The 13,414-nt window shown below is 72.2% G+C and carries 12 protein-coding genes; 5 read left to right on the top strand and 7 right to left on the bottom strand.

The features are described 5' to 3' along the window. Window positions 1-6: 6 nt before the first annotated feature. Complete coding sequence (locus ACTFAP_RS09370) at window positions 7-1,008, top strand: LCP family glycopolymer transferase (RefSeq protein ID WP_495684205.1); 1,002 nt, start codon at window positions 7-9, stop codon at window positions 1,006-1,008. On the opposite strand, the gene ACTFAP_RS09365 is transcribed toward ACTFAP_RS09370, so the two are convergent. The 6 genes from ACTFAP_RS09365 to ACTFAP_RS09340 form a co-directional block, all read right to left on the bottom strand. After that, window positions 978-1,364: a hypothetical protein gene (locus ACTFAP_RS09365; RefSeq protein WP_500468785.1), complete on the bottom strand. Its 387-nt coding sequence runs from the start codon at window positions 1,362-1,364 to the stop codon at window positions 978-980. The genes ACTFAP_RS09370 and ACTFAP_RS09365 overlap by 31 nt on opposite strands. 88 nt (window positions 1,365-1,452) lie before the next feature. Beyond that, entirely contained in the window at window positions 1,453-1,986 is a 534-nt protein-coding gene (locus ACTFAP_RS09360) for an RloB family protein (RefSeq protein WP_500468784.1), read from the bottom strand. Between the two features lie 76 nt (window positions 1,987-2,062). Next, window positions 2,063-3,376, bottom strand: coding sequence for an AAA family ATPase (locus tag ACTFAP_RS09355; protein WP_500468783.1), 1,314 nt, complete (start codon window positions 3,374-3,376; stop codon window positions 2,063-2,065). An 84-nt stretch (window positions 3,377-3,460) separates the two neighbouring features. Beyond that, window positions 3,461-4,771, bottom strand: coding sequence for a coenzyme F420-0:L-glutamate ligase (locus ACTFAP_RS09350; RefSeq protein WP_500468782.1), 1,311 nt, complete (start codon window positions 4,769-4,771; stop codon window positions 3,461-3,463). Continuing rightward, window positions 4,768-5,733, bottom strand: a complete 966-nt coding sequence (gene cofD, locus ACTFAP_RS09345; RefSeq protein ID WP_390121888.1) for a 2-phospho-L-lactate transferase — start codon at window positions 5,731-5,733, stop codon at window positions 4,768-4,770. Before cofD ends, ACTFAP_RS09350 begins: the two co-directional genes overlap by 4 nt. A gap of 12 nt (window positions 5,734-5,745) precedes the next feature. Then, window positions 5,746-6,234 carry a cysteine dioxygenase gene (locus tag ACTFAP_RS09340; protein WP_386540831.1) on the bottom strand — a complete coding sequence of 163 codons (489 nt, stop codon included), beginning with the start codon at window positions 6,232-6,234 and terminating at the stop codon, window positions 5,746-5,748. A 473-nt stretch (window positions 6,235-6,707) separates the two neighbouring features. Between ACTFAP_RS09340 and ACTFAP_RS09335 the strand changes: the two genes are divergently transcribed. The 3 genes from ACTFAP_RS09335 (at window position 6,708) to ACTFAP_RS09325 (ending at window position 12,332) form a co-directional block, all read left to right on the top strand. Beyond that, the gene (locus tag ACTFAP_RS09335; RefSeq protein WP_019435379.1) at window positions 6,708-6,971 is read left to right on the top strand and encodes a WhiB family transcriptional regulator; all 264 of its coding nucleotides are present in this window, start codon (window positions 6,708-6,710) and stop codon (window positions 6,969-6,971) included. 202 nt (window positions 6,972-7,173) lie between these two features. Beyond that, entirely contained in the window at window positions 7,174-10,821 is a 3,648-nt protein-coding gene (locus ACTFAP_RS09330) for a glycosyltransferase (RefSeq protein WP_500468781.1), read from the top strand. Further along, window positions 10,818-12,332: a DUF5719 family protein gene (locus ACTFAP_RS09325; protein WP_500468780.1), complete on the top strand. Its 1,515-nt coding sequence runs from the start codon at window positions 10,818-10,820 to the stop codon at window positions 12,330-12,332. The genes ACTFAP_RS09330 and ACTFAP_RS09325 overlap by 4 nt, the downstream gene beginning before the upstream one ends. 6 nt (window positions 12,333-12,338) lie before the next feature. On the opposite strand, the gene ACTFAP_RS09320 is transcribed toward ACTFAP_RS09325, so the two are convergent. Continuing rightward, entirely contained in the window at window positions 12,339-12,794 is a 456-nt protein-coding gene (locus ACTFAP_RS09320; RefSeq protein ID WP_390121885.1) for a metallopeptidase family protein, read from the bottom strand. Window positions 12,795-12,947: 153 nt separating this feature from the next. Between ACTFAP_RS09320 and ACTFAP_RS09315 the strand changes: the two genes are divergently transcribed. Then, entirely contained in the window at window positions 12,948-13,385 is a 438-nt protein-coding gene (locus ACTFAP_RS09315; protein WP_234306938.1) for a DUF3499 domain-containing protein, read from the top strand. Window positions 13,386-13,414: the final 29 nt, after the last annotated feature.

Genomic DNA, 13,414 nt, shown 5'->3' with positions numbered 1-13,414 from the left:
GCTGCCATGTCTGTGAGGTTCCGGATCGCCGCCACCCTCGCCGCCCTGCTGCTGACCATCAGCGGGGTCGGACACGCCATGGTCAGCAAGGTGGAAAACGGCGTCGAACGCGTCGACCCCTTCGCCGGCCTCCGCGACCAGGACCGCCCGGACGGCGACCCCGGGCTGAACCTCCTGGTCATCGGCACCGACACCCGCGACGGCCTGACCGAGGAGGAACGGCGCGCCTACCACCTGGGCGGGGAGGGCTGCCACTGCGCGGACAGCATCATGCTGGTCCACCTCTCCGCCACGGGGGACCGCGCCTCGATCGTCAGCCTCCCGCGCGACACCCTGACCGCCCTCCCCGAACCCGCCAAGCTGAACGCCGCCCTCTCCAGCGGCGGCCCGGAACTGATGGTGAGTGCCGTCGAGAACCTCACGGACCTGCGGATCGACCACTACCTCGAAGTGAACTTCGTCAGCTTCATGCGCGCGGTCGACGCGGTCGGCGGCGTCGAGGTCTGCACCCCGCGCCCCCTCAAAGACGAGAAATCCGGCCTCGACCTCCCCACCGGTACCTCCACCCTCACCGGCGGCGAGGCCCTCCAGTACGCTCGCGCCCGCACCGTCGACCCCACGGCCGACTTCGGCCGCATGCAACGCCAGCAACGTCTGCTGGCCGCCCTGGCCACCAAGGCCCTGGCCACCCCCGCCCGCATCCCCGCCACCGCCGAGGCCCTGCTGACCTCCGTCCGCGCGGACCCCGGCTTCGGCGCCCAGGAGATGCTCGACCTGGCCGAGATCCTGGCCGGCCCGAACCGCACGACGATCGACTACGCCTCGGTCCCCGTCGCCGACCGCGACCACGCCCACCCCGACCTGGGCTCCACGGTCCTGTGGAACGAACGCGAGGCGGCCGCCCTGTTCACCACCCTGAAGAAGGACCTCCCCCTCCCGAAACCGAAACTGCCCACGGCGGCGACAACCCACCCGACTCAGACGGCGAACGACACACTCTGCGAATGAAACCGCTCAGCGGCGGGCAACGACCGCATCCACACCGTCACCCACGACCCGTCCCCGAACCCGATCTCCACGCGGCGTCCGCGCCGCCGGCGTACCGAGCACGCGAGCGGAACGGCGTCGGCCACCACCTGGTCCGGCCGGCGCCACCGCGCCCCGCCGACCTCCGGTGTCAGCACGGCCCGCCGGGACGATTCCCGGACCGCGACGACGAAACGGCCCGCCTCGCTCTCCCAGTCACCGCTCCACACCTGCCCCCGCACCGGGCGCCAGATCGCCACGGCGAGGCGCTTCAGACCCTCGACCAGCAGTTCGAGGATCAGCCCCAGCCCGTCGATGATCACCAGCACGACGAGCAACGGCCTCCATCCCCGGCCCTGCCGCTTCTCCCGCGGCGGCGGGGGAGCCGGCGGCCTGGGGACGAAGGAGTCGACCCAGCAGAAGAACTCAGCCTCGCCGGCCACTGCCGCCCCCGATGATCTCCACCAGCGCCCAGACGCCGGTGGAGGGATTGACGGCGTACTCCTGGCCGGTGGGTGCCAGATCGCGCGCCCGTTCCACTGCCGTGGCCCAGGAAGGCCCGAAATCACGGGGGAAGTTGATCTTGGCCTTGTCGTAGGACGGGACGTGTTTGCCGAGCAGGTCGGCCAACTGCTGGTAGCCCGTGGCATGGGCGGTGTGCGGGGTGTGGTGCAGCAGCAGCCACAACTCGAAGCAGGGGTTGGAGACGGCCAGCTCGATCCCGAGGTCACGGGCCTTCTTCACGGCCTGAGGGATGTCGGGGTAATCGTCGACATCGAAGACGCACCAGACCTGGTCGAAATCCTCCGGGGCCCTGTCCCGGAAGTCGGCGGCATAGGCCACTAACTGGGAGGGTGAGCGCGGCTTGTTCCTGATCCTGACCGTGATGGCCGGGTTCGCGACATGGTTCACCAGCGCCCGAAGATAGTCGTGCTCCGTGACATCGGAGTCACAGAACACCAGGATCCGCTCCCTGGGCTGCCGTCCACGGCCGGACCTGCGCAGGTCGGACTCGAAGCGAGGCCCGCGTCGCGGGCTACTCCCCGGTTTCCTCGCCATTCGTCCTCCCCCTGGCGGCCACCGCCGCTTCGAACCGCTCGTCGCTCAGGAACGGCACCGCACCGTAGCTGCCGCCGAGGTAGCGCCGCTCGCGGTTCTCGTCCTGACGCGGCTTGAAATCCGACAGCGGGAAGAGGCTGGTCTCGCCGTACTCGTTCTTCTCGACGAACCAGACCTGGTCCCGCTTGAGGATCTCCTCCCCGCCACTGCGGCCGAGCAGGCTGGCGTCGTGGGAGGTGAGGATGAGCTGCGCCCCGTGCGGGTTGGTCTGTGGCTCCTGGAACAGCTTGATGAGGTGCGCGGTCAGCTTGGGGTGGAGACTGGCGTCGACTTCGTCGATGACCAGCAGGCCGCCGCCCTCCAGGGCTTCCAGGACCGGACCGGAGTAGGCGAGCAGCATCCGAGTGCCTTCCGACTGTTCTTCCAGGCCCAGCCGGGTGACTCCGTTGCGGCCCCGCTGCGCGATCCACACCTCTTCCTGCCACAGGTCCGCTTCATCGGAGCCGGGCCGTGCATCCCTGGAGAGCTCCCTGAGCTTCCACGTCACCGTTCCACCCGTGGAGCGGAAGGTCTTGACGTCAACGAAGCGCTTTCGCAGGCCCGCGTCCTCGATGCCGAGATCTGCCGCACGCAGCAACGAAACGACGGAAGCGGCCCGGTCGGCGTCGGACAACAGGCCAGTCGCGGCTGAGGACGCCCATCGCAGGGGCCGGTTCTTGATGCTCAGCGCATGCGAAAACCACAAGTACACCGGCAGCACCGACTCCTGCCGGGACCGGGCGGCGACGGAGAGCAAGAGCGCGTTCGGCTCGGTGATGCGCTCGACCAGGCGCAGTTCCTTTTCCGGTACCGCGTCCCCGAAGGCCGTCTCCGACTCCGAGCGCTGGAAGATCTTGCGCCGGCGTCCGTGCGGGTAGCTGTAGAGCCATTCGTCCAGCACCCGCTCGCCGTCGATGGTGAAGCCGTACGTGTGCCGGACATCCTCCAGCAGCAGGTCCACCACATACCAGGAGGGGGAAGCGGGCCCATCGGAGGAGAGGGCGAACGGATTGCGCGCGATACCACCGCCGGGCTCCGCGTCGCGGTGGGACTGGGTGACCATTCGCTTCATGAACCGGAGCGCGTCCACCACGTTCGACTTGCCCGCCGCGTTCGCGCCGAAGATCGCCGCCACCGGTACGGCCTCCCAGGCCGTGCCCTCCGGGCGGTCCGCTTCGTAGACCGGGGTGAGGTTCAGTTGCTGCTCCTCCCAGAGCGAGCGGTGGTTCCCCACCCTGAAGCTCAGCAGCATCCCGATCCCTCCTTCTACGGATTACGTCGCCTTCTCTGCGAGTAAACGGCACGATCTGACTTCAAGCAACGGCTTGAGGAGATCTCAGCGGGTGACGATGAAGTCGTCCGCCTCGCGGGCCGGGCGGGGTTTGGCCTCGGTGGCCGGGTGGCCGACCGCCACCGCGCCCATGGGGGACCAGTCCGGGGGGAGGTCCAGGGCGGCCCGGGTGGTGTCGCGGCAGAACATCGTGGAGGAGATCCACGCCGAGCCCAGGCCCTCCGCCGTCAGGGCGACCAGGAGGTTCTGGACCGCCGCGCCCATCGAGACCGTGAACATCTCGGCCTCCGCGCCCGCCCGGCGCGCGTCGGGGTAGGGGTGGGCCCACTCCGTCGTGGTCAGGCAGGGGATCACCAGGTACGGCGCGGCCCGCAGGACGTCGCCGCGCTTCACCCGCTTCGCGATGGACTCCTCCGGCTTGCCGTCCGCCCGCAGGTCCGCGATCCACGCCTCGCGCATCGCGTCCAGCAGCGCCGTACGGCTCTGCGCCGATTCCAGCAGGACGAAGCGCCACGGCGTGGAGTGGTGCGGGGCCGGGGCGGTGATCGCCGCCGCGACCGCGCGGCGGACCGCCGCCGGGTCGACCGGGTCCGGGGTGAACTCCCGCACCGTGCGCCGCTGGGTCACCGCCTCGCGGATCGCCTCCGAGGTGCCGAGCCGGAACATGTCCAGCGAGGCGTCCCTGATCAGCGCCCGGGCGGTCTCGGGCGAGTCCGGGTCGGTGCGGTGCGCCAGACCGCGTACGACCGCCACCGGCAGCCCCGAGGTCTTGCCCTTCACCAGGTCGCCGGCCCCGGCGAGTTCGTCGGCGAGTGCGGTGATCGTCATGCCCAGCGGGTTGCCGTGGGTGTCGGTGCCGCCGCGCAGGTCGTCCAGCACCTCCACGCCCGAGGCGCCGATGGCCACGTCCGTCAGGCCCTCGCGCCACGGCCGGCCGAAGGTGTCGGTGACGATGACGCCGACGTCCACCGACAGCAGGTCCCGCAGCCCGCGCCGCAGTCGCGCCGCCGAGGCGTCCGAGTCCTCGGGCAGCAGGAGCACGGTGCCCTTGGAGGTGTTGGAGGCGTCGACCCCGGCGGCTGCCATCACCAGTCCGTGCCGGGTCTCCACGATGCGGGTCGCTCCGCGCCGGGCGACCAGCCGTACGGTCTCGGCGTCGATCGCCGCCTCGCGGTCATCGGCCTGGAGCACCCGGCCCTCGGCCTTGCTGACGATCTTCGAGGTGACGAGGAGGATGTCACCGTCGGCCAGGCCGGGGGTGTCCCCGGCGCCGGCCGCCGTCGCGATCAACTCGGCCAGGCTGTCACCGGGGTTGACCTCGGGGATGCCGGGCAGCGCCCACACGCGCAGGGTCATACGGTCCTCAACTCCTCGGCCAGGTTCAGCGCTTCGGCCGCCATCGCCTCGGTGGCGGCGGCGTCCGTCATCAGCAGGGGTACGGCGCGGCAGCGGATGCCGTCGGCCTCCACCGCCTTCACCGCGTGGGCGTCGACCGTGTCCACCAGCCAGCCGTCCAGCAGCCCGGATCCGTAGTGCTGGGCGACGGCCGCCGCCGTGGGCTGCACGCCGATGGCGGCGAGCACCTTGTCGGCCATGCCGCGCACCGGCGCGTCGCCGATGATCGGGGACAGGCCCACCACCGGGACGCCGGCCTCCGCGATGGCCTCCCGGATGCCGGGCACGGCGAGGATGGTGCCGACCGAGACGACCGGGTTGGACGGCGGGAAGATGATGGCGTCGGCGGCGCCGATCGCCTCCAGTACGCCGGGGGCGGGCGTGGACTGTTCGGCGCCGACCGGGACGACGGCGTGCGCGGGCACGGCGGCGCGCAGGCGTACCCAGTACTCCTGGAAGTGGATGGCCTTGCGGGTGCCGTCCTCGGCGTCCGTCAGCACGTGGGTCTCGACCCGGTCGTCCGTCATCGGCAGCAGCGTGACGCCCGGCTGCCAGCGCCGGCACAGCGCCTCGGTGACCGCGCTGAGCGGATAGCCGGCGGCCAGCATCTGGGTGCGCACGATGTGGGTGGCGAAGTCGCGGTCGCCGAGGCCGAACCACTCGGGTCCGACCCCGTACGCCGCGAGTTCCTCCTTGACGGCGAAGGTCTCCGCCGCCCGGCCCCAGCCCTGTTCCTCGTGGATCCCGCCACCGAGGGTGTACATCACGGTGTCGAGGTCGGGGCAGACCTTGAGGCCGAACAGATGGATGTCGTCGCCGGTGTTGCCGATGACGGTGATGTCCGCGTCCGGCGCGGCTCCTTGGAGACCGCGCAGGAAGCGGGCGCCGCCGATGCCGCCGGACAGAACCACGATGCGTCGCATGCGGCCAGTCTGTCAGCAGGCGACCTGCGGCTGCGTCCGGGCCCGTTGGGCGTGCATGGGCATCTCGGTCAGGCCCGGGAAGTACACGTGCAGGCTGACGGCCCCTTCGAGGGAGTCGTTGACCATCTCGTGAACGTGTCCGGGCGCGAAGACGTGCAGCGCGCCGGGGGTGAGGCGGCGCGGGCCGCGTGCGGTGCGTTCGGTGAGCGTTCCCTCCAGCACGGTGTGGACACCGCTGGACGGTCCGTGGTCGTGGAGCCCGCTGCCCTGGCCGGGCACCCAGCTCAGCAGCCACACCTCGTAGCCGGGGCCGGTGCGCAGCCGGTGGTACCAGCGGGTGGTCTCGTCGTACCGCACCAGGGGAGCCCAACACTCACGATCACCCGCGAGAGCGGTGGCCATCCCGGCGAACTGCGCGACGGTGGATGGGTGCTCGGCGACGGGCTGCAGAAGATGCGGCACGGAGAAGGGATCTCCGGCGATCTCGTTGTCGTTGTTCATGTGTGAGGTGGTCTCAGTGCTTCCGGAAGTGAGGAGAGGTGGGGCAGAAGATGTGTGCGTGCAGATTGATTCGGAACGGCCACCGGGTTGTCAACTCGGGTCCATCCCTTGGCGCATTCTTTCACCACATCCGGTCGTGCTGTCTGCTGAAAGGTTTATGCACCGCCTGAAGCGGTCAGGAGCACGCATCAGTCACGCAGTACGCGGTCAGGGGCGTATCTCATCAGTGCCCCTCTTTGATCCGAAATGAAGATCGGATAAAGCGAACGTGCTGAGTTGCGTGAGCATAGTTTGTGGCGATTTGAACACTTTCCGTATGGCTGTGGTGCCAGAGGGTGAATCATCGGGTGAATGGCAGATCGTGGCTTGACTGCCCGGGAGTGACGCACCTGTAATTTCACTCGTGTCGTTCGACGGCAATCGATAGCGAGCGATGGCATCACGGGGTAGCAAAGAGGACGAGGGGCGCGCACATGACCGAGCTGTTCCACCAACTGCTGGTCAACGAAGCGGACGAAGAGATGGGCTGGCAGGAGCGCGCGCTGTGCGCCCAGACCGACCCGGAGTCGTTCTTCCCCGAGAAGGGCGGTTCCACCCGCGAAGCCAAAAAAGTATGCCTGGCCTGCGAGGTGCGCTCCGAATGCCTGGAGTACGCCCTCGCCAACGATGAACGTTTCGGCATCTGGGGCGGCCTGTCCGAGCGTGAACGCCGCCGACTGAAGAAGGCCGCTGTCTGACCGCGGCGAGGCCGCGAAGAACACCGCCGAGAACACCGCGGCACAGCCGTACATCTCCCCGGCGGGCCATGGACAGTTGTCCGGTACGCGGAGCGCCGTCGGCCCCAGCCGCTAGTGTGGTGCGCTGTCCCCGACGCACTCGCCGCTGCCGCAGGGCGCGCGCGTCCCCCAGCCCACCGAGCGAACCGGGGTCCGCACCTCGATGTCCGTGCACAGCCAGCAGCCGGCGCACCCGTCCGCCACCACCGCTGCCGCCGCCACCCCAGCCTTCCCGCAGCATGTGGTCACCGCCGTGCTCGTCTCGCACGACGGCGAACGCTGGCTCCCGGAGGTCCTCACCGGACTGCTGGGCCAGGACCGGCCCGTCCAGGACGTGATCGCCGCCGACACCGGCAGCGCCGACAGTTCCGCCACCCTGGTCACCGAGGCGTTCGGCGCCGACCGGGTGCTGCACCTCGCCCGCCGCACCGGCTTCGGCACCGCCGTCGCCGAGGCCGCCCGCAGCGCGCCCGTGCTCACCCCCGACGACCTCCCGTACCTCAAACGCCCGGAGGCGTGGGACCCGACGACGCGGACCTGGAACAACGACGTCTACGACCTGCCCGAATTCCCGCACGGCGAACCCATCCACTGGCTGTGGCTGCTGCACGACGACTCGGCCCCCGAGCCCGACGCGCTCGCCGAACTCCTGCGGCAGGCCGACGCCAGCCCCTCCGCCGCCGTCATCGGCGCCAAACTCCGCGGCTGGTACGACCGCCGCCAACTCCTGGAAGCCGGCGTCACCATCGCCAACAGCGGCCGCCGCTGGACCGGCCTGGACCGCCGCGAACAGGACCAGGGCCAGCACGACCAGGTCCGCCCCGTGCTGTCCGTCTCCACCGCCGGAATGCTCATCCGCCGCGACGTCTACGAGGAACTCGGCGGCTTCGACCGCCGACTGCCCCTCATGCGCGACGACGTCGACCTGTGCTGGCGTGCCCACTCCGCCGGCCACAACGTCCTGGTCGCCCCCGGCGCCGTCCTGCGGCACGCCGAGGCCGCCGCCCGCGAACGCCGCACCATCGACTGCTCCGGCCGCACCGCCGTCAACCCGCACCGCGTCGACAAGGCCGCCGCCGCGTACACCCTGCTCACCGGCGTGCGCACCCGCGCGCTGCCCTGGGTCCTGTTCCGGCTCGTCCTGGGCACGATGCTGCGCGTCCTGGGCTACCTGGTGGGCAAACTCCCCGGCCGCGCCCTCGACGAGGCGACCGGGCTGCTGGCCACCCTGCTGCGTCCCGAGCGCGTCCTCGCCGCCCGCAAACGCCGTCCCAAGGCCGCCGAACCCGGCGAACTGAGACCGCTGTTCCCCCCCGCGGGCGCCACCCTGCGGGCCACCGTCGAGCAGATCGTCGGCGCCGTGTCCGCCCGCTCCGAGGCGGCCGCCGCCACCAGCGGCGGCGGCCGGCACGGCGGCCCGGTCGAATCCGGGCCCGGCGACGACGACACCGAATCGCTCCAGGTCGAGCAGTTCGCCCGGCTCAAGCGGCTCGCCCGCAAGCCCGGACTCGTGCTGTTCGTCGGCCTGTTCGCCGTCGCCGCCGTCGCCGCCCGCGATCTCATCGGCGGCGGCGCGCTGGCCGGCGGCGCCCTGCTGCCCGCCCCCGCCGACATCTCCACCTGGTGGGACCGCGTCTGGCAGACCTGGCAGCCGATCGGCACCGGCGGCGCCGAGAGCGCGCCCCCCTACCTCGGCGCCCTCGCCCTGCTCGCCGGCGCGCTGCTCGGCAACCCCGGCGTCGCCATGACCGCGCTGCTGGTGTGCTCCGTGCCGCTGGCCGGCGTCAGCGCGTACCTCACCTCCAAGCCCCTGGTGACCTCGCGTCTGCTGCGTGCCTGGGCCGCCATCGCGTACGCCTTCCTGCCCGCCGTCACCGGCGCGCTGGCCACCGGACGCGTCGGCACCGCCGTACTCGCCGTCCTCCTGCCGCCGCTGGTCCGCTGCGCCGTGTCCGCCGCCGGGCACACCCGCGACAGCGGCAAGGGCTCCTGGCGCGCCGCCTGGGCCGCCGCCCTGCTGCTCACCGTCGCCACCGCCTTCACCCCCGTGATGTGGCCGCTGGCCGTCCTGCTCGCCGTCGTCTCGCTCGCCCTGCCGCTGCGCCTGGAGGGCGCGCTGCGGGTGGCCAAGGCCGTACGGTTCGCGGCGATCCTGCTCACCCCGCTGCTGCTGCTCGCGCCGTGGTCCTTCTCGGTGCTGCTGAGCCCCGAGGAGTTCCGGCACGAGGCCGGGCTGCGCTTCGACACCGGCGCCGCCACGGCCACCCAGCTGCTCAACGCCAATCCCGGCGGCCCCGGCACCCCCGGCAGCTGGCTGCTGATCGGGCTGCTGCTGGCCGCGCTGGGCGCGCTGCTGCGCACCGACCGGCGCCTGGCGATCGGCACCGCCTGGAGCGGCGCGCTGCTGGCCCTGCTGTTCGGGGTGTGGGTCAACGACAGTGCCTGGGCCGGGCCCGCGACGCTGCTGTACGGCATCGCCCTGCTGTCCGCCGCCGTCCTCGGCGCGGACGGGGCGCGCGGACGCGTTGCCGCGCAGAGCTTCGGCTGGCGGCAGCCGGTCGCCGTGGCGGTCGCCGCCGCGGCTGCCGCGGGGCCGCTGCTGGTCGCCGCCGGCTGGATGATCAGCGGCGCCGACGGCCCGCTCCAGCGCCGTGACCCGGTGCAGGTGCCGGCCTTCGTCGCCGAGGAGTCCTCGACGCGCGACCAGGCCCGCACGCTGGTGCTGGCCGGCGAGAGCGACAGCGCGGACGGCCTGACCGAGCGCGTCACCTACACACTGGTACGCGGCTCGGGCGCCCGGCTCGGCGACGCGGACGTGGCCCGGCTGCTGGGCGAGGACACCGCGCTGACCCGCGCGGTCGGCGACCTGGTGGCCGGCTCCGGCGCCGACCAGACCGAGGCGCTCGCCGCCTACGCCGTGCGCTATGTGCTGGTGCAGGACGGCTCGCCCGCCGAACTGCGCCGCGTCCTGGACACCACGCCGGGTCTCAAGCGGCTCAGCCAGGAGGACGGCGGCGCGCTGTGGCGGGTGGAGAGCCCGGTCGGCCGCGTGATGGTGCTGCCCGCCGAGGGTTCGGCCGAGGCGCCGGTGGCGCTGCCCGCCGGACCGGTCGAGGCGCACACCGACCTCCCGGAGGGCGAGGCCGGGCGCGTACTGCGGCTGGCCGACACCGCGGACGAGGCGTGGACCGCGACGCTGGACGGTACGCCGCTGACGCCGGTGACGGTCGGCGGTTGGGCGCAGGGCTTCGAACTGCCGGAGGGCGGCGGCAAGCTGGCCCTCACGTACGAGACCCCCGGCACGCACACCCTGTGGGTGTGGACGCAGGGCTTCCTGCTGCTGGTGGTGGCGGTGCTGGCGCTGCCGGGCCGCCGCAAGGAGCTGGACGACGACCTGCCGGACCCGGAGGAGGCCGCCGCTGCCGCGGTGCCCTCGCAGGGACGCGGGGCGCGTCGCCGCGCGGCAGCGGAGGCGGCCGAGGCGGCGCGGGCGGGAGAGACGGCGGACGCCGTGGACACGGCGGACGCGGCGGACCACGCGCCGCCGCCGGCCGGGGCCGGCCCGGAGCCGCAGCCCGAGCCCGTACCGGAGCCCGGGTACGTGCCGCAGCAGCAGGGCTACTACCCGGACCAGCAGCCGCAGCAACAGCAGGACTGGTCCGGCTACTACGACCAGCAGCAGCAACAGCAGCAGTACGGCGGCTGGGACGGTCAGTACCCGCAGCAGCAGCAGCAGCCGCAGCAACAGCAGAACTACCAGGCGCCGTACGACTATCCCGCCGATTACGGCGACGGGAGCAGCCAGCGATGAACCGGACGACCATCTCCCTGCTGGCCACGGTCACCGCGCTCGTCGCGGTGACCGGCGTGGCCTCCCTCGGCGACGGCGCCGAGGACACCGCCCCCGCCGGCAAGGCCCGTGAGATGCCGGTGGAACGCACCGCCCTCACCTGCCCCCGCCCCACCGACGCGGAACTGGCGACCACCGAGTACACCGCGTACACCCCGGCCGCCGAGAGCGCCGCCGAGGGCCGGGGCGAGGGCCACGCCTACCTCCTGCCCGCCCCCGAGTACACGGCCGGCTTCGGCACCGACGAGGACGAGGACGGCGAGGGCCCCGAGCCGCTGGTCGCCCTGGAGCAGCCGGGCGTCCCCGTCGCCGAGAGCATCGACACCTACGGGGCGCCCGCCCTCGCCGGCACCGCCGAGCAACTGCTGGCCCCCGGCTGGACGGTGCAGCAGACCACCAGCGTGCGGTCCGGCAGCGGCCAGGGCCTGATGGGCACCGCCTGCCAGGTCCCGGACAGCGAGTTCTGGTTCGCCGGTGCCAGCACGGCCGACGCCCGTAACGACTACGTCCACCTCACCAACCCCGACGAGAGCCCCGTCGTCGTGGACATCCAGCTGTACGGCCCGGAGGGCCGGCTGGAGTCCGGGCTCGGCGGCGAGGGCGTCACCGTCCCCGGCGGCACCTCGGTCCCGGTCCGGCTGACCACGCTCACCGATGAGCCGCTGGCCGACCTGGCCGTCCAGGTGACCGCCCGCACCGGCCGGATCGGCGCCCAGATCGAGGCCACCGACGCCCAGCTCGGCGTCGACTGGCTGACCCCGGTCTCCGCCACCACCGGGCCGCTGGTGCTCCCCGGCATCCCCGCCGACGCCCGTACCGTCCGGCTGGTCGCGTACGCGCCCGGCGACGACGACGTGGCGCTGGACGTGGCGCTGTCCGGGCCCACCGGCTCCTTCACCCCGGCCGGCAACGAGTCGATCACCCTGCGCTCGCGCACCCTCACCGCCATCGACCTGGAGGACCTCACGCAGGGCCAGCCCGGCTCGCTGGTCCTCACCCCGTCCTCAGGGTCGGGCGACGGCCGGGTGGTGGTCGGACTGCGGGTGACCCAGGGCGAGGACGACGAGCGCGAGATGGCGTTCATCCCGGCCACCGCTCCCATAGAGCAGCGCGCGAGCGTGGCGGGCAACACCGCGAAGGGCACCACGCTCTCGCTGGTCGCGCCGGACGAGGCGGCCGAGGTACGGATCACCGTCTCGGGCGGCAGCGGCGGCGGGGACGCTTCGGAGCCGGAGACGTACACGGTGGAGGCCAGGAGCACCCTGGCCATTGCGCCCGAGCTGCCCGACGGCGCCAAGGGCCGCTACGCCATCACCATCGAACGCCTCGGCGGCGGCGAACTGTACGCGTCCCGCACGCTGTCCAAGAAGCAGGACGACATGGTGACCTTCACGGTCCAGACGATCCCCGACGACCGCTCGACGGTGTCCGTGCCGCAGACCGGTCCCGACCTGTCCGTCCTCACGGACTGACGCCGTTCACTCCTGGCCGTACCTGGGGTCCACCGACTCCGGGGACAGGCCCAGGAGTTCGGCGGCCTGTTCGACCACCACCTCGTGGACCAGGTGGGCCCGCTCGTCGCGGTCCCGGCTGCGCAGTTCCACGGGGCGGCGGTAGACCACGACGAGGTCGCGGCCGTCGGGGGTCCGCGCGCGGACGATGCCGCCCAGCGGCACCGTGGCGTCGTCCCCCTCGGGGAGCACCGGCGGCACCTCCCGCACCCCGAAGTCCACCCGGCCCAGCTCCGGCAGCCGCCGCCGCAGCCGGTCGGCGGACTCCAGCACCAGCGAGTCGAAGGTGTCGGAGCGGGTGAGGGCGAGCGGCACCTGCGGTGGCGCGACCGGTCCGCGCATGCCGCGGCCGTGCCGGTCCCTGCGCCGGGGACGGCGGCCGTCGGGACCTGGCGGACCTGGGGGGACGCTGCGATTGTCCATCGGCTCCGACCTTAGATGACGATGGGTGGCTGTACCGGTTCGATACCGGTTCCTTCAACGTTTCAGTCCATGACGGGGAACAAACCGTACGTCCCGGAACGAATCCGGTCCGAAAACGGGCACGGCGCGGCGACACGGGAGGGTGACGCCGGGGTGAGTCGTCGCGGCCCGCTCAGGAGTGCGGTACGGTCCAACATCGTGAGCCCCGTACGTCGCTGTTCGCGCACCGCGTGCGGCCGTCCCGCCGTGGCGACGCTGACGTATGTCTACGCGGACTCCACGGCCGTACTCGGTCCCCTCGCCACTTATGCCGAGCCGCACTGCTATGACCTGTGCGCCGAGCACTCCGAGCGGCTGACCGCCCCCCGCGGCTGGGAGGTGGTCCGCCTCGCCGTGGACACCTCCGCCTCCCGCCCCAGCGGTGACGACCTCGAAGCGCTCGCCGACGCCGTACGGGAGGCCGCCCGTACCCCGCCGCCGTCCTCCGAGGACCTCGCGGAATCGGCGGGCCGGCCGGTCAGGGACGCCACGAGCGCCATGGAAGTCGCCCGTCGCGGCCATCTGCGGATCCTCCGCTCTCCCGAACAGTAGGCCCACACCAACACGGACAAGGGGTGAAC

It is taken from the genome of Streptomyces sp. PH9007, assembly GCF_059813725.1.
Note: the sequence above shows the minus strand (reverse complement) of the source record. Positions and strands in the feature narration are given on the sequence as shown.